The following is a 22551-nucleotide window of genomic DNA, read 5'->3' as shown; positions in this document are numbered from 1 at the left end:
TAAATACTATCAATGCTATGAAGCGATTAGTATTTGGTGACTTGGATTAGTATTCGGAGAAAAGTAAGGACGAAAATATTGAAGCCGGAAAAAAGAGGTGTTATTGTTGAAAATCGCTAAACATGCTATTCCTTTTGGCTCTGGAAACCGGAATTTTATCGCCGGTAGTAAGTGTAATAAAATTGTTTTTTACTTCAAATACTTTTACATATGCTGTATGAATAAGATGTGATTGATGGACGCGAATAAATTTTTTGGAATGTATTAATTCATGTTCAACATACTTTAAGGTTTTAGAAACTGTAATATAAGCACCATTATTTTTTGTAAATATTTTGGTGTAATTACTTTCAGCCTCACACCTTATAATGTCTTTTAAGTCTAACAAAATGTAGCCAGTACTTGTAGGTACTTTTATTTTTTTACTTGAATCATTAGTATCTACGGCTATTAAATCTTTAAGCACGCGCCCAACAATTTCTTTAAAATCAATTGGATCTATAGGTTTTAGTAAATAACCAAAAGCTTTATTTTTAAAAGCTTCAAGCGCATAATTATCATGTGCTGTGGTGAAAATAATTTTGTAATCTCCTGCATTTACTTGTTTTAAGATTTCTAAAGATTTACCATCTTTTAAATGAACGTCAATAAATAAAATATCAACTATATTTTCGTTTAGATAGTTTACTGCCTCATTGATGTTATCAATTTCCGCCATTACTTTAATATCAGGGAAATATCTGGCTAGATAACTTTTTAAAGTTTCCCTGGCGAGAATTTCATCTTCAATAATTAGGGCCTTAAAAATCATGAATATATTTTTACTGTTACCACTGTTAGTCCATCTTTTCTTTCAAATTGAATGGTATTTAATTCATTCAAAAGTTTTAATCTTTCTTCTGTAATTTTTAAACCATCACCATACATAATTTCGTTTTCAAATCCTTTGCCGTTGTCTACAATTTTAATTTCCAAATATAATTCACTTTCAGAAACAATAATAGAAATCTTTCCATCCTTGGATAAAGAAGGCATAATGCCATGCTTAATAGCATTTTCAATAAAAGGTTGTAACAATAATGAAGGTACTAATCGTTCTTTTTGATAAGTATTCCTCACAATTTCAATACTCATTTCTGATGGGAAGCGAAGTTTTTCTAAAGAAATATAATTCTCTGTTATCTCCAACTCACTTTCTAAACTAATATGCGGGTTTTGATTAGCCCATAAAGTTTGTCTCATAAATTTAGCAAAACGCGATATAAAAATATTGGCCTTTTCAATATCACCCTTTGAAACAATACCTTGTATGGAATTTAGAATATTAAATACTAAATGTGGATTTAGTTGACTAATTAAGGCTTGAGACTTTAACCTGGAAATTGTTTCATTTAATTTCGACTTCTTTTTAATTTGCTTTACTATTAAATACACGGAATAAGTAATTGCCATAATGATGATCAATAACATCAAAAGAATGAACCAATTCTTTTTCCATACCGGTTTTTCAATAGAAAATGAATAAGAAATATCCGTTGAGTAGTCGATGCCATTATTTGTAGCGCTAATAATGAATTTGTAATCTCCCGGATTTAAAGAAGAATAATTTATTTTGAAATCAGGCGTATACTGATATACGTTGTTAACTCCAATTAACTTGTATCTGAATTTTAGTAATTTATTGGTATAGGAAATTCCGGAAATAACAAAGTCAATGTTATTCTCATTGTGTTCGAAGGCCCTGTTATTATCTGATAATATTTTACCATTCACCCAAACATTTTTTATGGATACAATAGGGAAGGATTTAACAGTGTCATTCTCCAGATCTTCAAATATTATATTACTAGTTAGATAATAGGCTCTCCCATTATAGATATAAATTTTTCTTAAACCCTTAAGGATTGTAGTAGAAATATTAATAAGCTTGTTTCCGTTTTGTATTCGATATTTATGAACTCCAATATTTGTGGCGACGTATAAAATATCTTTATTAATCTTAGCATCAAATATGACATTAATATCCAAATCATCGTTAAAGCGTATTCGTTGAATTTCTTTTCCCAATAAATAAAACGATCCATTACTACAGGCAGCATATATATTACCCTTATAACTATTAACTGAAACGACAGCGGATGGCAAATCGTAGTTCGCAATTCGTTTATAATTAAGTACGTCGTAAACCACTACGCCCTGACTTGTTCCGAATGCTACCCTACTCCCATCAATTTGATGATTGCAATTTATGCGTGATAAATAAATTTTCTCTTTGGTGGTCTCTGTAATCGTATAATTAGTATTGTTAAATAAAAAGAAAGAATTCAAAGCCTGTATAACTGAGATGCTATCATTTAAATTCAAAAAATTCGCGGCAGCCAATAATTTATCAGAGCTGTAAATGCTTTTAAGCTTTTTTGAATTGGGCGAATATTCATACTTTACTCCATTAGAGAAGAAGTGATATGTACTTTTGTACTTATTAATATTTGAGTAGGGACCGCTACCGTTCAATACTACTTTGTTAGTCAACGAATTTATTTGTCCATTATCGTATCCAACTAATTCGCATTGATCATCCTTAAAAAAATAGTTGAGGTTTTGTTTTTCATTATTCTCATAGATTTTTAAAATATTGAAGTTGCTGATATGAAATACTCCATTTTCGCGGGTTGTAAACCAATACCCGCCCTCATGGTCTTTTAAAGTAGAGGTAACCGTGTTGCCATCCAAGAAGTGATCTTTTAATGAAATGCTATCCGCATATAGTTTATACCCAAAAACACCACCGTTTACAGTACCAATCCACAAGATTGAATCTATTGCTTTTACAGAAACCGCTCGCGTTGGCGTCAATATATTATGAATTGCATGGTCATTATTTAATACCCTCACATAAGCACCATCTATTATGGCCCATGTGCCGGAATTTATCTTTGTAGTGTAGGGCGCTTCAGCTGTTTCTTGCTTTTCCTTTAGCTTGTAAATATGTTCTACTCCCTCTAATGAATGCCTAGTAAGAAAATTCATTTTACTGCTATCGAATTGTGTAAGAAACGACAGGATTTTATCTTCAATGAATACTAGATTATTACCACTTCGATTAGTATTTAAATTGTGACTATCTTTATAAATAACATTGCCTTTTTTATCAAAAAAAAGTCGACCTGATAATGTGCCTAAATATAAGTTCTCTTTTTTATCTAAAATAATTGAATAGATTCTAGGAAATCCTTGAATGTATTTTGCAACTATGTTGTTTTTATTAAAGGTGATGATACTGTCCTTTTCAATGTAAAATACTTGCGCGAACCTACACTCGCCGTAAATTCTACCATTAAACTGTTCAGTTAAATGATACACTTCGTTATGAGGCAGACCGTGAGAAGAATTGAATACGGTAAATTTTCTTCCATCGTACTTTACTATACCGTTATTTGTTGCCATCCACAAGTAATGATTCCTATCTTCAATAATTTGATAGATTTCATTTGTTGGCAAACCATTATCCATATTTAATATCTCCTTTTGATATAAATCAAAAGATTGACTAACTAGGATTTTAGTTGATACAAAGAATAAAAGAAAAGAAAATATAATTCTGATAATAATATTCATTCAGATGTGAAGTTAGGCATAATTGTATATATTAAAGAAGTCGTTAAATTGATTCAAAGGAGACTATCCTGCTTTTTTCTATGTCCCAATGAAACATAGGTGGCCCGACTTCTGTTTTGAAAAGGGAAAGCTCATCTACCGGATAAAAAATCTCTTTCTTTACTTTCAACTGGAATTGACACAAATTGGGGGTTGTTTCTTGCGTCATCGTAAGAATAAAAAAAAGGAAAAACGAAAAATGGTTTTTTTTGTTTTTCAAAATCTTTACAAATAGTGTTTGACAGTTTTTTCAAAACAAAAAAGGCCTCACTTTCGTGAGGCCTTTTTCATTCATCTGTACCCGGGACGGTTCCGATAGCTATCGGAATTGAACCCGTACGACTGTTAAGGTCACAGGATTTTAATCCCGATAACTATCGGGACTGCGTGTCTACCGCAAAACAAAAAAGCCTCAGAATATCTGAGGCTTTGTACCCGGGACGGGACTTGAACCCGTACGACTGTTAAGGTCACAGGATTTTAAGTCCTGCGTGTCTACCAATTCCACCACCCAGGCAATTGGATTTTTAATAAAATTCCCCGGGAAATATACCGGGGAATTTTGGAGCGGAAAACCGGTCTCGAACCGGCGACCTTAACCTTGGCAAGGTTACGCTCTACCAACTGAGCTATTTCCGCTTTTATTTAAAAGAACAGCCATTTTGATGTTATCAGAATGGGAGGGCAAATGTAGAAATTTTTTGGTTCTTAACAAAAATAATATCCATTAATATCACCTTAATAAACAATTATTTATACCCTTAAAATACGAATATAAAGGAGAATAACACCTTATTTCTGTACAATAAACTTGCCGCTTTTTGCAGTTAATTGCTCCCCAAATACCGTGTAATAATATAGTCCGTTACTCCAGTTTTGTACATTCAGTTTCAAATCAGTAGCAGTTAAATCACGATTCTTTAAAACTTCTGCCCCATTAGAATTGTATATAATTAAATTATATTTTTCATTGCTGGCTTTTGGTATATGCAGGTTTAACTCTGCATTGGATGGATTAGGATAAACTTTCACAGCTTGATCAAGCGCAAGACCATTTTCATTGACTTCACTTGGTCCGCCTAACATACACCAGGTTGATCTTCTTCGTTCATCACGCTGAAACATCAAATGATCAGGACCGTTTCCTTTTCCTGCGGAAATCAAATAACCTCTACCAAAATTATTAGATGTTGTTGGTACAGCAACTCCCCAACCTCCGGCCACAAAAACATCTAAAGTATCATCATTATCAAAATCAGCCACAATGGGGGCATGATCTAAATTAAATGCCGGATTGCCATAATGCGCTCTTAAATCCATATCCCATATCAAACTACCATTGTTCCCATTCAAAGCAATTAAATGGCCGTTATTTGTAGCGAAAATTACATCCAAATAATTATCGTTGGTAATGTCAGATAAAGCAGCTCCTCTGAAGGTGTAACTGGAGTTTGGAATATTATACTCCCACTTTACTGTTGCATTATTATTTAAGGCTGTTATTTTTGAACCATTCGGATAAATGATGTCGCAAAGACCATCATTATCAATGTCAGCCAATGAAACCGGAGCGTAACCATTTCCCGATCCTTTAAATTTCCAAATATTGGTCCCGGTTTCACCATTTATACAATGTAAAGTGTCGTTCCATCCGCAAATTAATAACTCCGGTTTCCCATCAAAATTAAAATCAGCCGTTGCTGTTCCATGATATAAATGATTGTGTACAGGATATGCCCACATTTTTGTCAGATTATCTCCTCTATAGGCAAATACACTATCCTTGTTATTGAAATTCCAGGTTGCTACCACAAAATCAAGCTGTCCGTTATTATCCAAATCATAAACTGTTGGAGCAGTTTGTATCCATGAATTTGGATCAACATTAAATTCCCATTTTTGTGTACCTAATTCTGCATCAAGTGCAATTACCCAACCACCAAACTCTCCGTGAATAATTTCTTTCCGATTATCATTATCTAAATCTGCTACAGTAGGCGGTGAATCACTTCCTTTAGTATTGGCAATCCACTTAATGGCTCCGTTTGGTCCATTGAAACAATAAGTTTTCGGATTGCATGAGCTGGCTAAAACTACGTCCTGAAATCCGTTATTATCCACGTCGTAAATCAGTGGAGCCACATCATTGCATCCGTGGCTGCCCAAAGGGCTGGTATTGTATTTCCAAAGCAAAGAACCATCCTCTCCATTTAGGGCATATACATTACTGTCATTTCTATAACAACTAAAAACTATTTCGAGTCTGCCATCGGCATCAATATCTTTTGCGGCTGCCTGGCCTGCCGCAAAATCATTGGTATTAAACCACCATTTAATTTTTGGCACTTGGCAATAAGCGTTTGAAAACCAAAATGCGCTTGTGATTACCCAGAAATATAATATTGTTTTTTTCATGTCTTATAACTTACAACCAAATCTAAGGATAATATTTTTATTTCCTAAAGGTTAATTGTTATGAATATAAAGCCTGCTTTTCACCTGCTACCTTAAAAATGGTATTTATAAAAAGGTTGGAGTGAATTAAATTTGTGCTACTCAAATATAACTAACAATGAAAAATTTATTTATCACATTAACACTTTTATTAATAACCTTAATTTTTACCAATTGCAAAAAAGATACCAAAGAACCTGAACCTATTGTTATTAATAATCCGGCACCCACGCCATCTTATACCATACCTACTTCCTATAATTTCGCAAACGCTTCATTTACATCCTCTACACAAAGGTTAGAAATGATGGGTGAATTGATTAATTTAATTAAAAGCACGCACACTACAACCTCACCTACTCAACCCACAATTAGTGCCGCTGTTTTGCAAAATATGTTTGTAAATAGCGCCTCTCCTTTTTCGACCTCTTCTTTAAATATTAACGGTTTACAAATTAAAGATCAAACCAGTAATTCATTTATGTTTGTGACAGAAACGGAAGCCAATTTTATTGAAGCGCAGGCAGCCAGTATTACTTCAGCCGCTAATCCTACAACGAGTACTGCATCATCCGGGACAAAGGGAAAATTAGTTTCTCCGGCACGTGCCGTTTTGGTGAATGCCAATGGTTATGAATATAAGGAAGTAGTAGAAAAAGGATTAATGGGCGCTTGTATATTTAATCAAGCTATGAGTAGAATAAATAATATTGCTTCATACGATAATTCAACAATCACCAATAGTATAACTGCGCAAGAAAAGGCATGGGATGAAGCATTCGGATATTTTGGTGTACCGCTGTCCTTTCCTACTTCCACTATCAATTTAAAATATTGGGGAAATTATTGTAATGCGGTAAACGTAGCCATTGGTTCTAATTCAACAATCATGAATGCATTTTTGAAAGGAAGAGCTGCCATTAGCAATAAAGATAATACAGCAAGAGATGAGGCCAAAGCAATAGTTGTTTCTACCTGGGAAAAAGTTGGAGCTGCAAAATGCATTAGTTATTTAAAAGCCGCTAAAAATAATTTAAGTGACCAAGCTACTTTGCATCATGTTTTGTCAGAAGGTCACGGTTTTGTATTAGCATTTAAATACAATACAGCCAAAACAATTTCTGACGCAGATATTAATTTATTACTCAGTTATTTTGGTAATAATTTATATAATATCACTACAACCAATATCGATTTGGCTATTGCTAAACTCGAAAGCGTTTTTTCATTAAATGCATCTTTAATTCCTTAATAATTCCGGAAAGGTAATTGGATTGCGCGGAACCTTGTTTTCTTTATTAAACATTTTGATGTTCAATTAATTACATAAACATTATACCCTTTTTAGGGGATAGAAATTCTTGATCTAAGTTTATATTTTTGAGCGGATTATGAATACAAAATTCTTTCGGCAATTAACCGTTCTTACTCTTTTGGGTTTATTGTGTTTTACAGTTTCCTGTAGAGATAAAAAAAAGAACAATGAACCTGAGGAACCTGAAGATGCTTTTGATAAATCGGGCATGCTCATAAACTATGCTGATAATATTATTTTACCGGCTTACCAATCTTTTAGCATTTCATTGGATAGTTTAAATCAAGCCTATTCCGTTTTCAAAAACAATCCTGATCTCCCAAATCTACATGCACTTAAATCTAAATTTGTTGTTGCTTATACCAAATATCAACGATGTGATTTATTTGAATTAGGTCCTGCTGAAAACACAGGCATACGGGGGAATTTTAATATTTTCCCAACAGATACGCAGCAAATTAAAACTAACATAAGCACGGGTATTTATGATTTTTCCGCTATCAGTAACCTGGATGCCAAAGGTTTTCCTGCACTCGATTATTTATTTTACGGCAAACAAGAAACCGTTATAGTTGCTTCTTTTACAAACACCAACACCAAACAATATGTTACGGATCTTCTAAATGAAATGACGGGTAAATGCAATACCGTTATTACCGGATGGAACAGCTCATATCGCAATTCATTTATTAATTCTTTAGGAACTGATATTGGCAGCTCCATTGGCCTATTGATTAACCAGCTTAATTATAATTTAGATTACCTCAAAAATGCAAAAATCGGAATTCCATTAGGGAAAAAATCTTTGGGCATAGCCTATCCGGATAAATGTGAAGCTTTTTACAGCAGCAGCTACTCGCTCAAATACGCAATTGAAACGCTGGATTTAATTGAACGAGTTTATAACGGAAAGTCGTTAAACGGAAGTAACAATAAGGGATTTGATGATTATTTAATTCATTTAAAAGTACAACACACCAGTGGTACGCTGAATGATGCGATACAAACACAATTTAGTTTAGCCCGAACAAAATTAATGGCCATTGCTGAACCTTTGAGTACACAAATGACAACTAACCCCACAGTAGTTGATGCCGCTTATGCCGAATTGGTTAAACTTTTGGTTTTATTAAAAGCTGATTTACCATCTTCTTTAGGCGTTGTAATTACCTATCAAGACGGTGATGGTGATTGAGAAAATTAAAAAATATTTAACCAGCCAAGTTAGTATCGCACCCTTGGTAATATTCCGAATTGCATTTGGAATATTAATGAGTGCATCCATCATTCGCTTTATTTATATGGGTTGGGTAGAAAAAATGTACATCTTACCCAAAGTGTATTTTCCGTTTTTTGGATTTGAATGGATTAAACCATTACCTGCACTAGGTATGTATATCGTATTTGGATTACTTTTAATTACGGCTTTATTTATTCTTATTGGATTTTTATACCGCATTTCAACAATTTCCTTTTTTCTGCTTTTTACTTATGTTGAATTAATTGATAAAACAAATTATCTCAATCATTATTATTTTATCAGTCTAATTTCATTAATACTAATTTTTTTACCGGCCGGGAAGGCTTTTTCTTTAGATAATAAAGTATTTAAAAGGAATGATATAAAATCAACTTACCGCTATTTTATTTTTCTGCCCCAACTGCAAATGTTTACGCTTTACTTTTTTGCAGGCGTAGCAAAAATTAATTACGATTGGCTAATTGAAGCTCAACCTTTAAAAATTTGGCTTCCGGCTTATTCGCACTTTCCATTCATCGGTTCACTTTTGGAAAAAACATGGATAGCTTACTTTTTCTGTTGGTTTGGTTGCATTTATGATTTATGCATTGGATTTCTGTTATTCAACAAACGAACTGTTTATTTTGCTTATTTCTTAGTTATTGTATTTCACATGGCCACTTCTCTTTTATTTAATATTGGTATGTTTCCATATATCATGATGACAATTACCATCATTTTCTTTAAGGAGAAATTTCATATTGCTATTTTAAATTTTCTCGAAAAAATAACTAACTATTCAACAACAAACCGGATTGAAAAAAATAATTCTTTACATCCCATCATTAAATATGCTTTTATCGTTTTTTTTGTTGTTCAGTTTTTAATGCCTTTTCGTTACGCTTTATATGATGGCAAATTATTTTGGACAGAACAAGGTTATCGTTTTTCATGGCGTGTGATGTTAATGGAAAAAGCTGGCACTGCCTTTTTCTTTGTGGAAGACAAAAAATCGGGAAAGCGTATTGAAATTGACAATAAAGATTATTTAACCTACATGCAGGAAAAAATGGTGTCTACTCAGCCTGACATGATGATTGATTACGCCAAATTTTTAAAAGAAGAATACAACAAAAAAGGATTAAGTGATATTCAGGTAAAAGTACAAAGTTATGTAACCCTTAACGGTAGCGGAACCAGAGAGTTTATTGACCCCACAGTTGATTTAAGTTTGGAAACTAATAATATTTTCAAAAACAAAAATTGGATTAGAAGCTATTGAAAAAGAAATTAAGCATATTTATTTTTTCATTAACAATTTTTACTTCGTTTTCACAAGTAAAGGACAGTACTTTGTCAAAAAAACAAATTTCATTGGATGAAATTGAAATTAAAAGTAGTCGCGAAAATAAATTTGGCATTTCTAAGCTTAACAATATTGAAGGAACAACCATTTTTGCCGGCAAAAAATCAGAAGCAGTTTATGTACAGGATTTAAACGCCAATTTAGCAAGCAACAACAGCAGACAAGTGTTTTCTAAAGTAGCCGGAATTAATGTTTTTGAAAATGACGGTTCCGGAATTACCATTAGCATTGGTGGCAGAGGATTAAATCCTAATCGAATATCTAATTTTAACACCCGGCAAAACGGTTATGATATTTCTGCCGATGCATTAGGATATCCTGAAAGTTATTATACCCCGCCTACCGAAGCTATAGAGCGCATTGAAATTTTACGCGGCGCTGCAGGATTGCAGTTTGGCACACAATTTGGCGGTTTAATTAATTATAAATTTGCTGAAGCCCCTAAAGATAAAAAAATAGCCACTAACCTTTCACAAACCGGAGGCTCCTACTCTTTTTTAAATTCATTCAATCAAATTTACGGGCACGTTTCTAAAATTGATTATAATACGTTTTACCTCTATAAAAATTATGGTGGATGGAGAAAAAACTCAAACCTAATATCGCATAATGCATTTGCTTCGGTTCGATTTAATATTAATGATAATCTATCTATCAAGGGAGAATACACCCATTTACAGTATTTGGCTAAACAAGCAGGAGGTTTAACCGATAAACAGTTTTATAAAGATGCTTCATATACAAACAGAAATAGAAATTGGTTTAAAGTAAATTGGAATTTAATGTCGATTAGTTCTGATTACAAAGTGAATGATTTTGCTAAAGTAAGTTTTTGTGGATTTGGTTTATTGGCGGGACGCGATGCTTTAGGTTTTTTAGGGAGACCGGATAGAAGCGACGACACCAGTTTAAACAGAAATTTATTGAGCGATACCTACAAAAATTTTGGTGCAGAAGTAAAATATTTACAACGCTATATTTTAAATGATTACAATAGTCATTTTTTAATTGGCGCCAGAGTTTACCAAGGTTTAACCGATAGAAAACAAGGAGATGCCGACAAATCCGATCAAGCCAATTTTAAATTTTTGAATCCCGATTTATTAGAAAATTCACATTATTTATTTCCATCTTCCAATTTCGCGCTATTTGCAGAAAATATTTTTCAGTTCAACAGAAATTGGAGTGTAACCCCCGGCTTACGTTATGAAAAAATAAACACATCAGCCAACGGATATTATCGTTTAATTTACAAAGATTTGGCCGGTTCTGTTTTGTTAGATGCTAAAGTAAAAGAAGAAAAACAAAATATACGTGATTTTATTTTAGCCGGAATCGGAACGCAATATAAAACCGGATGCTGCATTGAGCTTTACGCAAACTTCAGTCAGAATTATCGTTCCATTAATTTCAATGACATGAGAGTACTCAATCCTAACTTTGCTGTAGATCCAAATTTAAAAGATGAACGGGGATTTACCACTGATGCCGGTATGAGAGGTTCATATAAAGATTTAATTTATTTTGATTTGAGTTTTTATTTTTTGAAATACAACAACAGAATAGGCACCATTATAAAAACAGATAGCAATACTTATAATTTAATCAGATACCGGACTAACGTGAGTGATAGCAGAAATGTTGGAGCAGAAGCTTTTTGTGAATTAGACTGGATTAAATTAGTAAATAAGTCGGCTAAACATAAACTTTCAACCTTTGTAAATCTGGCTTTTACAGATGCAAGATACATTAACAGCAAAGAATCAGCATATAGAAATAAGATTGTAGAATATGTTCCAAGCATCATATTCAGAACCGGTATAGCTTATGGATGGAAAGGATTTCATTTAAATCTTCAATATTCATATACTTCTGATCAATACTCCGACGCTACGAATGCAGAGTCATCTGTATCCGGTATTTATGGCACAATTCCGGCCTATTCAGTGGTAGATATCTCAAGCGGTTATAAATTCAAAAAGTTTAGCGTGAGTACCGGAATTAACAACGCCCTTAATTCACTTTATTTTACCAGAAGAGCAGAAGGATATCCGGGTCCGGGAATTATTCCTGCAGATCCAATCAATTATTATCTCAATTTAAAATTGCATTTTTAATTTTATAATAAATTTCATACCTTGAGGAATGTCCTTTTTTAATATTCCCATTATTCAGTTTTTACTATTCGGAAACTTTTTTGTTGGAATTTGTGCGGTTGGCCTGAGCATAGAAACATCTTATCGACAAAATTTAGCATTAAATCCAATTTATTATTACCTGCTCGTTTTTAGTGGCACCGCCTTATATTACACAAAAGCATTTCTTCATAAATCATCCGGATATCCGGATAATGAACGAGATCAATGGTATAGCAAAAACAAAAAGTTAACTTTGTTTACCCAGTTCTTTTTTATCGGCATCCTTTTGATATGCGGGATACTTTTTTTTGCATCTAATTCAAATAAAATAAGTGAATTAAATTCTATACAACTGTTTATGTTGCTTCTTTTCCCCTTTGTGGCATTATTATATTATGGAATTAATTCAAAACTAAATATCAGAAAATACGGTCAACTTAAACCTTTTTTAATTGGTTTCGCCTGGGCCGGAATCGTTACTATTTACCCAATCATTTTCCAATCCCTCGGAGACGAGAGTTCATTTAAACTTTCTCAAAACAGGGTGCTTTTATTTATCGAAAATTTTATTTTTATTTCCGTATTGTGCATTATGTTTGATATAAAAGATTTCAAAGAAGATTCTGTGTTTCAACTAAAAACGTATGCAGTTTCCCAAGGTATCAAAAAAACAATATACTTTATTATTATTCCATTAAGTGTAATTGGAATAATAACTAACATTTTATTCGTGATTCTAAATCATTATCCGTTGATACAAGCACTAAGCATTAACATTCCATTGTTATTGGGCATTTATTTTTCGTTTAAACTGCTTAAACACAAAAGAATTTTATACTATTTGTTTTTTATTGATGGTTTAATGCTGGTGAAAAGTTTATGCGGAATTGCCGCATCTCAATTCAATTAAAAATCTTTTTACCCAATATCACTAAATCCCTTGGAGTTCCGTCTATTATAGCCAAACCGGGTAAATGTCCCCATTCTTCAAAATTAAATTTCTTAAACAAAGCTATACTGCTTTCATTGTGTCCGAAAATAAATCCAAGAAGGGTATGAACTTGATAGAGATGCGCATTTTCCATTGCGTACTGCAGACATATTTTACCCAGACCTCTGTTTTGAAAATCTTCTTTAATATAAATACTGATTTCAACTGTGCCACTGTAGGCTGGTCTGCCGTAAAAAGTTGAAAAACTCATCCATCCGGCATAATAATCATTCAGGATAACCAGCCAAATTGGGCGGAATTCTGTATTATGGCTTTCAAACCAGCCTAACTTACTTTCAACCGAAACGGGTTCTGTATCTGCAGTAGCCATTCTGCCCGGAATAGATTCATTGTAAGTTTCAACTATGCGTTCTAAATCTTGTAATTCGGCATATTTAAATTCAACTTTCATTAATACAATAAATTATTATAGGGATATCGTTTAATGTGCATGGCTTTTACCGTTTCATATATTTTTTTCCGGAACTCTTCCAGGCCTTCTTTTTTAGCAGCGCTGATAAACATAACGGTATCCGACATGTTTTTCATCCATGTTTTTTTAATATCCTCCAGCGATAAATTTTCACGGGTTTCAGGAGTTAAATCATCGGCCTCTTTTGGAACGTAGGTGAATAAATCGGTTTTATTAAAAATCAAAATGCAAGGCTTGTCACCGGCTCCGATATCCAATAAAGTTTGTTTCACCACATGAATATGTTCTTCAAAATTTTTGTGTGAAATATCAACTACGTGAATAAGTAAATCTGCTTCTCTCACTTCATCTAAAGTAGATTTAAAACTTTCAACCAGTTGAGTAGGAAGCTTACGAATAAAGCCTACTGTATCACTCAATAAAAAAGGCAAATTTTCTATGGTCACTTTTCTAACCGTGGTATCTAAGGTGGCAAATAATTTATTTTCGGCAAAAACATTGCTTTTGCTTAATAAATTCATGATGGTGCTTTTACCCACGTTCGTGTAACCAACAAGGGCAACGCGAATAAGCTCGCCCCTATTCTTGCGTTGCGTGGCCATTTGCTTATCAATTTCACGAAGTTTTTCCTTTAATACCGAAATTTTATCGCGCACAATTCGTCTATCCGTTTCAATTTCCTTTTCGCCGGCTCCTCCCCGCGTTCCGGTGCCTCCACGTTGTCTTTCCAAGTGTGTCCACATGCCCGTTAAGCGCGGCAACAAATATTGATATTGTGCTAACTGAACTTGTGTTTTAGCATGTGCAGTTTGAGCCCGCTGTTCAAATATTTCTAATATTAGCGTGGTACGATCAAGTATTTTTTTGCCTAAAACTTTTTCTAAATTTCTTTGTTGCGAGGGAGATAACTCGTCATCAAAAATAACCACATCGGTATTATTGGTTTTTACAAAATCAGTTACTTCCGCTAACTTTCCTTTACCAATAAAAGTGGCCTTATCCGGCTTTTCCAGTTTTTGTGTAAATATTTTTTTGGTAATCAAACCATAAGTTTGCGCCAGAAATTCCAATTCCTCCAGGTATTCACGTGAAGCCGTTTCATCCTGAAATTTTGAAATCATTCCTATTAGTACACAGCTGTGCTGAGGAATTGAAGTGGAAATCGATTTATCTTTCATTCATCCAACAAAGAACTTATCCAAACCTAATGGCCTTTTATTTCGGTTTCAACGTAAGCAGCAATAGCATTGGCTTGCTCTATACTCACCGGAACAGGATTCATGGATTTTTCTCCTTTTAGAATCACATTTACAATCTGTTGCTCATTCATAGTGCTCAAACTAATATCTTTGGCCCCCATTACCCCTAATTTCCCGTTATCACCATGGCACATGCTGCAGTTATTTACATATAATGCTTTGCCATCTGAACTACTGATGCCTTCATTATCTGCTTTCATTTTTTTCTTCGCAGCTACTTCGGCTAATCCAAAACTGGCGGTAAGCAATAATAAGCTCACCGAAGCTAAAATTTTATTCGATTTTTTAAATCCTATAACTGCTAATGGTATTGAAAGCAATATCATGGCTATTTTTATCCACATAAGATAATGTATAGTGGCCAATTGAGTCATTAAATAAATTCCTGTTGCCAAAAACAAAGTGCTGATTATCATTTCCGGAACTTTTATCTTTTTAGAGAAAGATGTTAAAAGCTCTGATTTATTACTCAATAACAATACCGTTTTAATTACATAAATCAACAAAAATAAAACAACTACTAAATAATGTGTGTGTGCAATTCCTTTTACCATAATTTAAATTTACTCCAAAATTAACAATATGCATTAAAATAAAGTACTTTGAATGCTGTATAATCTTATTAAATTTACTGCTTTATGTTAAAAAGGATTTTTCTACTGATTTTTAGTGTTTTGACATGCAGTATTTCTGATGCTCAAGTAACTTTTCCAACAAACGGAGCGCCTTTTAAGGTTCACACCTTATACGCCTTTACCAACGCCAACATTTATACCGATCACGAAAATTTGATTAAAAACGCCACACTTTTATTTAAAGATGGAAAAATAATACAAGTTGGTACTAATATTTCCATTCCAACAGAAGCGGTCATAACAGATTTAAAAGGCAAATACATTTACCCCTCTTTCATTGATATTTACAGTGAATACGGCGTTCCGGATAATAAATATCCTCCTAAAACAGCACCTGGACCACAAATGCAAAGTAATATCAAAGGAGCTTACGGTTGGAATATGGCCATAAAAGCCGATTATGATGCATTCAAAACATTTAAGCATAATCCTAAACAAGCACAAGAATTAAAAACTAACGGATTTGGCGTAGTTTCTGCTTGTCCTAAAGACGGTATAGTAAGAGGTAGTGGTGTATTGGCAAATTTAAATGTATCCTCAAAAGAGAATAACAGTATAATTAAAGATAAGATTGCGGGTTATTATGGACTTTTCAAAGGCTCTTCTCCTCAGGATTATCCAAATTCTTTAACCGGGGGTATTGCTCTTTTGCGACAAACCTATTATGATGCGGATTGGTATAAAAATAGTGATAAGGAAGAATTTAATATTTCGTTGGAAGCATTTAATCAACTGAGGAGTTTACCGGCTATTATGGAAGCCAATGATAAATACAACGCTTTAAGAATTTCTAAAATCGGGAAAGAATTTGGAGTAAAGTTTATCGTAAAGGCTGGCGGCAACGAATATCAACGAATTAATGAGATTAAAGAAACCGGATTAAATTACATACTACCCTTAAATTTTCCGCTTGCCTTGGATGTAGAAGATCCTTATGAGGCGGAAAATATTCCTTTAGCAACTTTATTACATTGGGAAATGGCCGCCTGCAATCCCGCCGCATTTGAAAAAAATGATATTCCATTTTGTTTTACATTATCCGATCTTCAAAATAAAAAAGATTTTCTCCCTAATCTTCGTAAAGCAATTAAGTATGGCTTGAGCGAAAAAACAGCTTTAAAAGCTTTATTCACCAACCCGGCTCAATTTATTCAAATGTCGGGTAAAATTGGCGCTTTAAAGCCGGGTTATTACTCTAACTTTTTCATTGCTAACAAATCCATTTTTGAAGAAGATTGCAGTATTTTATTGCATGCCGTGAATGGAGAAATAGAACTTTATCACGAATTGGATCCGGCTGACATTCGCGGTGATTATCAGTTAAAATTATCAGACAAAACTTTCAATTTCCGATTTACCGGCGACCCTATAAAACCATCGGCAAGTTTTAAAGTAGATACAGCAAATAAAAAAATCAATTACCAATTCCTGAATAACATATTAACCTTCTCATTGCAAGAAGACAGCTCAAGTAATAAACGATTAAGCGGAACTTATAACGCTTCACTCAAAAAATTTACAGGAAGAGGCCAGGATGAAAAGGGCAATTGGTTCGACTTCGAACTTAGCTTTACAAGTAACGATACTTCCAAAGTAAAATCTAAAAATAAAGTCGAAAAAATAAATATAGGAAAAGTGTTATATCCGTTTAATGCATTTGGATTAACTGAAGAAGAAAGAAAAGAAAGTGTTCAAACAGTTCTTTTCAAATCGGCAACCGTTTGGACTAACGTGCATGATTCTGCTCTTCAAACAACCGATGTATTAGTTGATGGCGGAAAAATTGTTGAGATAGGTAAAAATTTAGATGTAAGTAAATACAAAAACATTAAAATTATTGACGCCAACGGAAAACATTTAACTCCCGGTATAATTGACGAACACAGTCATATCGCATTAAGTAACGGAGTAAATGAAGGTACCGAAGCTAGCAGCGCTGAAGTTAGAATGGGCAATGTAATTAATGCCGATGATATAAATATTTACCGTCAATTATCCGGAGGGGTAACTACCGCGCAATTGCTTCACGGCTCAGCAAATCCAATAGGCGGTCAAAGCGGAATTATAAAATTAAGATGGGGTGCTTCACCGGAAGAAATGAAATTTGAAGGGGCCGATGAATTTATAAAATTTGCTTTGGGCGAAAATGTAAAACAAAGCAATTGGGGTGATTTCAGTTCAGTTCGCTTTCCGCAAACCAGAATGGGTGTTGAGCAGGTTTATATGGATTTTTTCACCCGCGCCAAAGCCTACGATTTAGAATGGAAAAATTACACACCTAATACAAAAGGAAAAAATAATATTGTAGCACCGAGACGTGATTTAGAATTGGAAGCACTTGCCCAAATTATCAATAAGAAAAGATTCATTACCTGCCATAGTTATGTGCAAAGCGAAATAAACATGTTGATGCACGTAGCCGATTCCTTCGGATTTAAAGTCAATACGTTTACCCATATACTCGAAGGATATAAAGTAGCCGATAAAATGAAAGCGCACGGTGTGCATGCATCTACTTTCTCCGATTGGTGGGCCTATAAAAATGAGGTGATGGAAGCAATTCCCTACAACGCAGCTATTCTTACTAAAATGGGTGTTGTGACTGCAATAAATAGCGATGACGCTGAAATGGGAAGAAGATTAAACCAGGAAGCAGCTAAAGCCATTAAATACGGAGGATTAACTGAGGTTGAAGCATTAAAACTAGTTACTTTAAATCCTGCCATTATGTTACATCTCGATTCCAAAGTTGGAAGTATACAAATTGGAAAAACAGCTGACCTGGTATTATGGACCAACAACCCTTTAAGTATATACGCCAAGGTGGATAAAACATTAATTGACGGTAAAATTTATTTTGACCGAGAAACAGATTTAAAACAACAGGAAAAAGTAAAGCAGGAACGTGCCAGAATAATTTCTTTGTTATTGAAAGAAAAACAAGGCGGCGCTAAAACGGTTAAACCAAGAATGAGAAGACCTCGACTTTACCATTGCAATACCATTGAAGGAATTTCAGAAGAAGAAACCGGACACCGTTAAAATAAAAATATGAAATACCCATGCACCAAAGCGCACAAACACCAATGAAGATAACATGGGTATTCCATATTGCCATTAAAAAAACAATTATCTACATATGAAATTGAAAAATATATATTATCTCTTCCTTTTTGTTTTTATAGGAGGATATGCCCAAAATAAAAAATCTCATTTTCTGATATTCGGGTCCACTACGCATATCGGTAACGGACAAATTATTGAAAATTCAGTTGTAGCCGTAAATAACGGAACTATAGAAATGGTGGGTTCAGCCAAAGGTTTAAAAATTAACCCAAAAGCATACGATACCGTTTATTATTTTGAAGGAAAACACCTTTACCCTGCACTCCTTAACGCAAATAATATTTTAGGATTACATGATGCTGAAGCTGTACGCGCTACTAAAGATTTTGAAGAAATAGGTATTTTAAATCCGCACATCAGAGCTTTGATAGCCTATAATACCGACAACAAAATTATACCCACCGTAAAAACAAATGGCGTATTGTATACACAATGTACACCCAGAAATGGATTAATAAGCGGCTCTTCTTCCATCATGGCATTAGAAGGATGGAATTGGGAAGATGCGGTACTAAAAGCTGACGATGGTATTCACGTAAATTTTCCACAATTCAGAAGTGAATCAACCGAAAAAGAAGGAGAACAAGCCAAAGAACCTTCCAAATACACCGAAACATTACAGATGCTGGATAAGTTTTTTACCGACGCACATGCATACGTAAAAAATGGAAATATAACGGAAAAGAATATCCGCTTCGAGGCCATGCGTAATGTACTGAATGGAAAAAGTAATCTTTACTTACATGCCAATAAGGCAAAGGATATACTTACCGCTATTCATTTTGCACAAAAGCATCAAGTGAAAAAACCCGTAATAGTTGGCGGAAATGAAGCTTACAAAATTGTAAAAGAATTAAAAGAAAAAAATATTCCGGTTATGCTTAATCGTGTACATGATTTACCGGATAGAAGTGATGAAGCGGTTGACTTAATGTATACACTCCCGTTTCTATTACAAAAAGAATCCGTTCTATTTTGTTTACAATTAGCCGGTGATATGGAAGCCGCACAAAGCAGAAATCTTCCCTTTAATGCAGGAACGGCAGTTACCTATGGACTCAGCAAAGAAGAAGCCTTACAAAGTATTAGTTTAAACACGGCGAAAATTTTGGGTGTTGACGAATGGATTGGAAGTATAGAAGAAAAAAAATTAGCCAGTATCGTTATTAGTGATGGTGATATTTTGGATATGAAATCAAATCATATAACGCATGCTTGGATTGCAGGAAAAGAAGTTCGGTTAACCAATCAACAAACTGAACTTTATGAACGATACAAAACAAAATACGGAATTAAATAATACTTATGGAAGAGAAAATAATTGTTGGCATATCGCAAGGAGATGTAAACGGAATAGGATTAGAAGTTGTTTTAAAAACTTTAATGGAACCCGGAATTAATGAAATTTGTACCCCCGTTTTATTCAGTTCCCAAAAAACAGTTTCATACTATAGAAAAGTTTTAGGTTTGGAAGAATTTAATTTTCATCCGACTAAAGATTTATCGCAATTAAATACCAAGAAAGTGAATGTTTTTCCTTGTTACGATGAAGAAGTAAATATTGAAATGGGGAAGTCAACTCCCGTTGGTGGAAAATATGCATTTATTTCTCTTGACCATGCCGTAAATGCGCTGAGTGAAGGTAAAATCAATGTATTGGTAACTGCTCCAATTAACAAGAATAATATTCAAAGTCAGGAATTTGGCGCAATCGGTCATACCGAATTTTTAGCGAAAAAATTAAATGGTGACCCGTTAATGTTAATGTGTTCAGATAAAGGTTTACGTATTGCTGTTGTAAGCGGACATGTATCATTAAAGGATGTTGTTTCTAAAATTACAATTGATGCAGTATCTAATAAGATTACGCAACTACACGATTCGTTAATGAAAGATTTTGGAGTTCGTAAACCGAAAATTGCAGTTTTAGGTTTAAATCCACACGCCGGTGATAATGGCACCATTGGTTCTGAAGAACAAGAAATCATCATTCCCGCTATTCAAAAAACCAAAGTAAGCGGAATTGTTTACGGTCCTTACGGCGCCGATGGTTTTTTTGGAAATGGCAATTACAAAAATTTTGATGGCATACTGGCCATGTACCACGACCAAGGGTTAGTTCCCTTTAAAACATTAGAGTTTGAGGACGGAATTAATTACACGGCCGGATTAAGCGCTGTAAGAACCAGTCCTGATCACGGAACCGGATACGATATTGCCGGTAAAAATATAGCCAATGAACAGTCATTTAAAAAAGCACTTTATATGGGCATTGATATTTTTAAGAAAAGAAAGCTTTATCAGGAGTTAACCGAAAATCCATTGGCTTTTGGTACACTGAAAAAAGAGCGTTAATTTTTTTTGAAAACCAGCATGGCCCATTCGCCATCCGTTTCTTGCTTATGGAATTTAAATTTTTGTTGTTCCGCGGCCTGAATTAATTCCGGAATATCAGTTTTAAAAAAACCACTTATCAAAAGAAAACCATTAGCTTTTAAACAGGGCTGATATGTTTTGATTTGTCTTTTTAGAATGTTCTTATTGATATTGGCTAAAATCACATCAAACATTTGGTTTGTTGGAATAGATTGATCGTCTCCCTTAATAATTTTTATTTCCTCACATGCATTTACTTTGCAGTTTTCAATCGCATTTTCAACACTCCAATCATCAATATCAATACCTAATATGGATTGAGCCCCCAGTTGGCGAGCTAAAATAGCAAGTATTCCGGTGCCACACCCCATATCTAAAACGGATTTATCTTTAAAATCCATTCCTAACATCTCCGCACATACGAGCTTAGTAGTTTGATGATGACCGGTGCCAAAACTCATTTTCGGCATGATTATAATTTCACGCTTCACGGCATTATTTACAGCATGAAATGGTGCGCGAATGAGTAATTCATTTTCAATCAAAACCGGATTAAAATTTTTTTCCCAAACCTCATTCCAGTTTTCTTTTTCAATTTTTGATTTGGAGTAAGTAAATTTAAAATCATCAAATGCTATTTCAGAAAGTTGAAGCGATTCTGCCAATTCTTCGGGAATATATCCTACAAAACCATTTTCGTTATTTTCGAAACTTTCAAAACCTGCTTCAGCTAATACTGCAATTAAAATATCAGAGCCCGGATCAACAGGCTCTACTACAAATTGAAAAGCAAAATAGCTCATGAAAAAGATTGAATAATTTGACTGAAATCGTAGGCCTTTAAGCTCGCGCCTCCGATTAATCCCCCATCCACATCCGGACAAGCAAATAATTCGCGGGCATTCGTCGCATTGCAACTGCCACCATATAAAATAGAAATTTGTAAAGCCGCTTCTATACCAAACATTTCTTTAATAGTTCTCCGAATAAAAGCATGCATTTCTTGTGCTTGTAATGGACTTGCGGTTTCACCCGTACCAATAGCCCAAACCGGTTCGTATGCCAAAACAATTTTATTTAAATCAGTTGCGTCAAAATTTTGTAATACCTCATGCAATTGAATGCCTACGCTATCAAAATGTTTTTCGGATTTTCTATCCAATAAAGATTCGCCCACACAAAAAACAACATGCAAATTATTTTCAAGAGCCGATTTAATTTTTTGAGTTAATTGACCATTATTTTCGTTGAAAAACTGACGTCTTTCACTATGTCCAATAAGCACGTAAGTACATCCGCTTTCACTTACCATTTTGGCAGAAACCTCTCCGGTATATGCTCCTGAAACTTGTTCGTGACAATTTTGGGCACCCATAAAATAATCTGAATTATTTACCAAACCGGAAACAATAGGGATAGTGAGAAAAGGCGGGAAGAATATTTTGGTGACTTGATTTTTATTTTTGGGGTTGGCAATTATTTCCTGAATCAGGTTTTTGGCTTCAGGTAAAGAAAGGTTCATTTTCCAATTACCGGCAATTATTTTTTTTCTGTTGCTCAT

16 protein-coding genes and 2 tRNA genes are annotated in these 22551 nt (G+C 34.1%); 8 read left to right on the top strand and 10 right to left on the bottom strand.

Features of this window, described 5'->3' with window-relative positions:
- Positions 1-100 precede the first annotated feature (100 nt).
- The 5 genes from IPM51_08925 to IPM51_08905 all read right to left on the bottom strand — a co-directional run bounded on the left by IPM51_08925 (position 101) and on the right by IPM51_08905 (position 6072).
- Positions 101-811 (bottom strand): response regulator transcription factor, encoded by a 711-nt coding sequence (locus IPM51_08925; protein ID MBK9284429.1) that lies wholly within the window; start codon positions 809-811, stop codon positions 101-103.
- Positions 808-3618 carry a histidine kinase gene (locus IPM51_08920; protein MBK9284428.1) on the bottom strand — a complete coding sequence of 937 codons (2811 nt, stop codon included), beginning with the start codon at positions 3616-3618 and terminating at the stop codon, positions 808-810. Before IPM51_08920 ends, IPM51_08925 begins: the two co-directional genes overlap by 4 nt.
- Before the next feature lie 471 nt (positions 3619-4089).
- Positions 4090-4174 (bottom strand) — tRNA-Leu (locus IPM51_08915).
- Positions 4175-4220: 46 nt separating this feature from the next.
- A tRNA-Gly gene (locus tag IPM51_08910) sits at positions 4221-4296 on the bottom strand.
- A gap of 153 nt (positions 4297-4449) precedes the next feature.
- Positions 4450-6072 (bottom strand): VCBS repeat-containing protein, encoded by a 1623-nt coding sequence (locus tag IPM51_08905; GenBank protein MBK9284427.1) that lies wholly within the window; start codon positions 6070-6072, stop codon positions 4450-4452.
- Between the two features lie 157 nt (positions 6073-6229).
- Between IPM51_08905 and IPM51_08900 the strand changes: the two genes are divergently transcribed.
- From IPM51_08900 to IPM51_08880, 5 genes are all read left to right on the top strand, one after another.
- Positions 6230-7363, top strand: coding sequence for a DUF4856 domain-containing protein (locus tag IPM51_08900; protein ID MBK9284426.1), 1134 nt, complete (start codon positions 6230-6232; stop codon positions 7361-7363).
- Positions 7364-7502: 139 nt separating this feature from the next.
- A complete protein-coding gene (locus IPM51_08895) occupies positions 7503-8621 on the top strand; it encodes an imelysin family protein (GenBank protein MBK9284425.1) in 1119 nt (372 codons plus the stop codon).
- Positions 8611-9948, top strand: a complete 1338-nt coding sequence (locus IPM51_08890; protein ID MBK9284424.1) for an HTTM domain-containing protein — start codon at positions 8611-8613, stop codon at positions 9946-9948. Before IPM51_08895 ends, IPM51_08890 begins: the two co-directional genes overlap by 11 nt.
- 71 nt (positions 9949-10019) lie before the next feature.
- Complete coding sequence (locus tag IPM51_08885; protein MBK9284423.1) at positions 10020-12149, top strand: TonB-dependent receptor; 2130 nt, start codon at positions 10020-10022, stop codon at positions 12147-12149.
- Between the two features lie 28 nt (positions 12150-12177).
- Positions 12178-13080, top strand: a complete 903-nt coding sequence (locus tag IPM51_08880) for a hypothetical protein (GenBank protein MBK9284422.1) — start codon at positions 12178-12180, stop codon at positions 13078-13080.
- Here IPM51_08880 and IPM51_08875 read toward each other — a convergent pair.
- From IPM51_08875 to IPM51_08865, 3 genes are read right to left on the bottom strand one after another with little or no spacing between them, the layout of a single operon-like run.
- A complete protein-coding gene (locus IPM51_08875) occupies positions 13073-13573 on the bottom strand; it encodes an N-acetyltransferase (protein ID MBK9284421.1) in 501 nt (166 codons plus the stop codon). The genes IPM51_08880 and IPM51_08875 overlap by 8 nt on opposite strands.
- A complete protein-coding gene (hflX, locus tag IPM51_08870) occupies positions 13573-14772 on the bottom strand; it encodes a GTPase HflX (GenBank protein MBK9284420.1) in 1200 nt (399 codons plus the stop codon). The genes IPM51_08875 and hflX overlap by 1 nt, the downstream gene beginning before the upstream one ends.
- 26 nt (positions 14773-14798) lie before the next feature.
- Positions 14799-15407 (bottom strand): cytochrome c, encoded by a 609-nt coding sequence (locus IPM51_08865; protein MBK9284419.1) that lies wholly within the window; start codon positions 15405-15407, stop codon positions 14799-14801.
- An 84-nt stretch (positions 15408-15491) separates the two neighbouring features.
- On the opposite strand from IPM51_08865, the gene IPM51_08860 reads away from it, so the two are divergent.
- The 3 genes from IPM51_08860 (at position 15492) to pdxA (ending at position 20969) form a co-directional block, all read left to right on the top strand.
- Positions 15492-18530 (top strand): amidohydrolase family protein, encoded by a 3039-nt coding sequence (locus IPM51_08860; GenBank protein MBK9284418.1) that lies wholly within the window; start codon positions 15492-15494, stop codon positions 18528-18530.
- Between the two features lie 103 nt (positions 18531-18633).
- Entirely contained in the window at positions 18634-19914 is a 1281-nt protein-coding gene (locus tag IPM51_08855) for an amidohydrolase family protein (GenBank protein MBK9284417.1), read from the top strand.
- Positions 19915-19919: 5 nt separating this feature from the next.
- Complete coding sequence (gene pdxA / locus IPM51_08850) at positions 19920-20969, top strand: 4-hydroxythreonine-4-phosphate dehydrogenase PdxA (protein ID MBK9284416.1); 1050 nt, start codon at positions 19920-19922, stop codon at positions 20967-20969.
- On the opposite strand, the gene prmA is transcribed toward pdxA, so the two are convergent.
- Entirely contained in the window at positions 20966-21793 is an 828-nt protein-coding gene (gene prmA, locus IPM51_08845; protein MBK9284415.1) for a 50S ribosomal protein L11 methyltransferase, read from the bottom strand. The two genes, pdxA and prmA, sit on opposite strands and share 4 nt — an antisense overlap.
- Positions 21790-22551, bottom strand: coding sequence for a triose-phosphate isomerase (locus tag IPM51_08840; GenBank protein ID MBK9284414.1), 762 nt, complete (start codon positions 22549-22551; stop codon positions 21790-21792). The genes prmA and IPM51_08840 overlap by 4 nt, the downstream gene beginning before the upstream one ends.

This window comes from Sphingobacteriaceae bacterium (assembly GCA_016715905.1).
Taxonomy (GTDB): domain Bacteria; phylum Bacteroidota; class Bacteroidia; order B-17B0; family Aurantibacillaceae; genus Aurantibacillus.
The sequence above is the reverse complement of the archived record's forward strand: the minus strand, read 5'-3'. Positions and strand labels throughout refer to the sequence as shown.

Coding starts and splice junctions, on each gene's coding strand:
- IPM51_08925 (MBK9284429.1), bottom strand. CDS start 811: ATGATTTTTAAGGCCCTAATTATTGAAGATGAAATTCTCGCCAGGGAA.
- IPM51_08920 (MBK9284428.1), bottom strand. CDS start 3,618: ATGAATATTATTATCAGAATTATATTTTCTTTTCTTTTATTCTTTGTA.
- IPM51_08905 (MBK9284427.1), bottom strand. CDS start 6,072: ATGAAAAAAACAATATTATATTTCTGGGTAATCACAAGCGCATTTTGG.
- IPM51_08900 (MBK9284426.1), top strand. CDS start 6,230: ATGAAAAATTTATTTATCACATTAACACTTTTATTAATAACCTTAATT.
- IPM51_08895 (MBK9284425.1), top strand. CDS start 7,503: ATGAATACAAAATTCTTTCGGCAATTAACCGTTCTTACTCTTTTGGGT.
- IPM51_08890 (MBK9284424.1), top strand. CDS start 8,611: ATGGTGATTGAGAAAATTAAAAAATATTTAACCAGCCAAGTTAGTATC.
- IPM51_08880 (MBK9284422.1), top strand. CDS start 12,178: ATGTCCTTTTTTAATATTCCCATTATTCAGTTTTTACTATTCGGAAAC.
- IPM51_08875 (MBK9284421.1), bottom strand. CDS start 13,573: ATGAAAGTTGAATTTAAATATGCCGAATTACAAGATTTAGAACGCATA.
- hflX (MBK9284420.1), bottom strand. CDS start 14,772: ATGAAAGATAAATCGATTTCCACTTCAATTCCTCAGCACAGCTGTGTA.
- IPM51_08865 (MBK9284419.1), bottom strand. CDS start 15,407: ATGGTAAAAGGAATTGCACACACACATTATTTAGTAGTTGTTTTATTT.
- IPM51_08860 (MBK9284418.1), top strand. CDS start 15,492: ATGTTAAAAAGGATTTTTCTACTGATTTTTAGTGTTTTGACATGCAGT.
- pdxA (MBK9284416.1), top strand. CDS start 19,920: ATGGAAGAGAAAATAATTGTTGGCATATCGCAAGGAGATGTAAACGGA.
- prmA (MBK9284415.1), bottom strand. CDS start 21,793: ATGAGCTATTTTGCTTTTCAATTTGTAGTAGAGCCTGTTGATCCGGGC.
- IPM51_08840 (MBK9284414.1), bottom strand. CDS start 22,551: ATGAGCAACAGAAAAAAAATAATTGCCGGTAATTGGAAAATGAACCTT.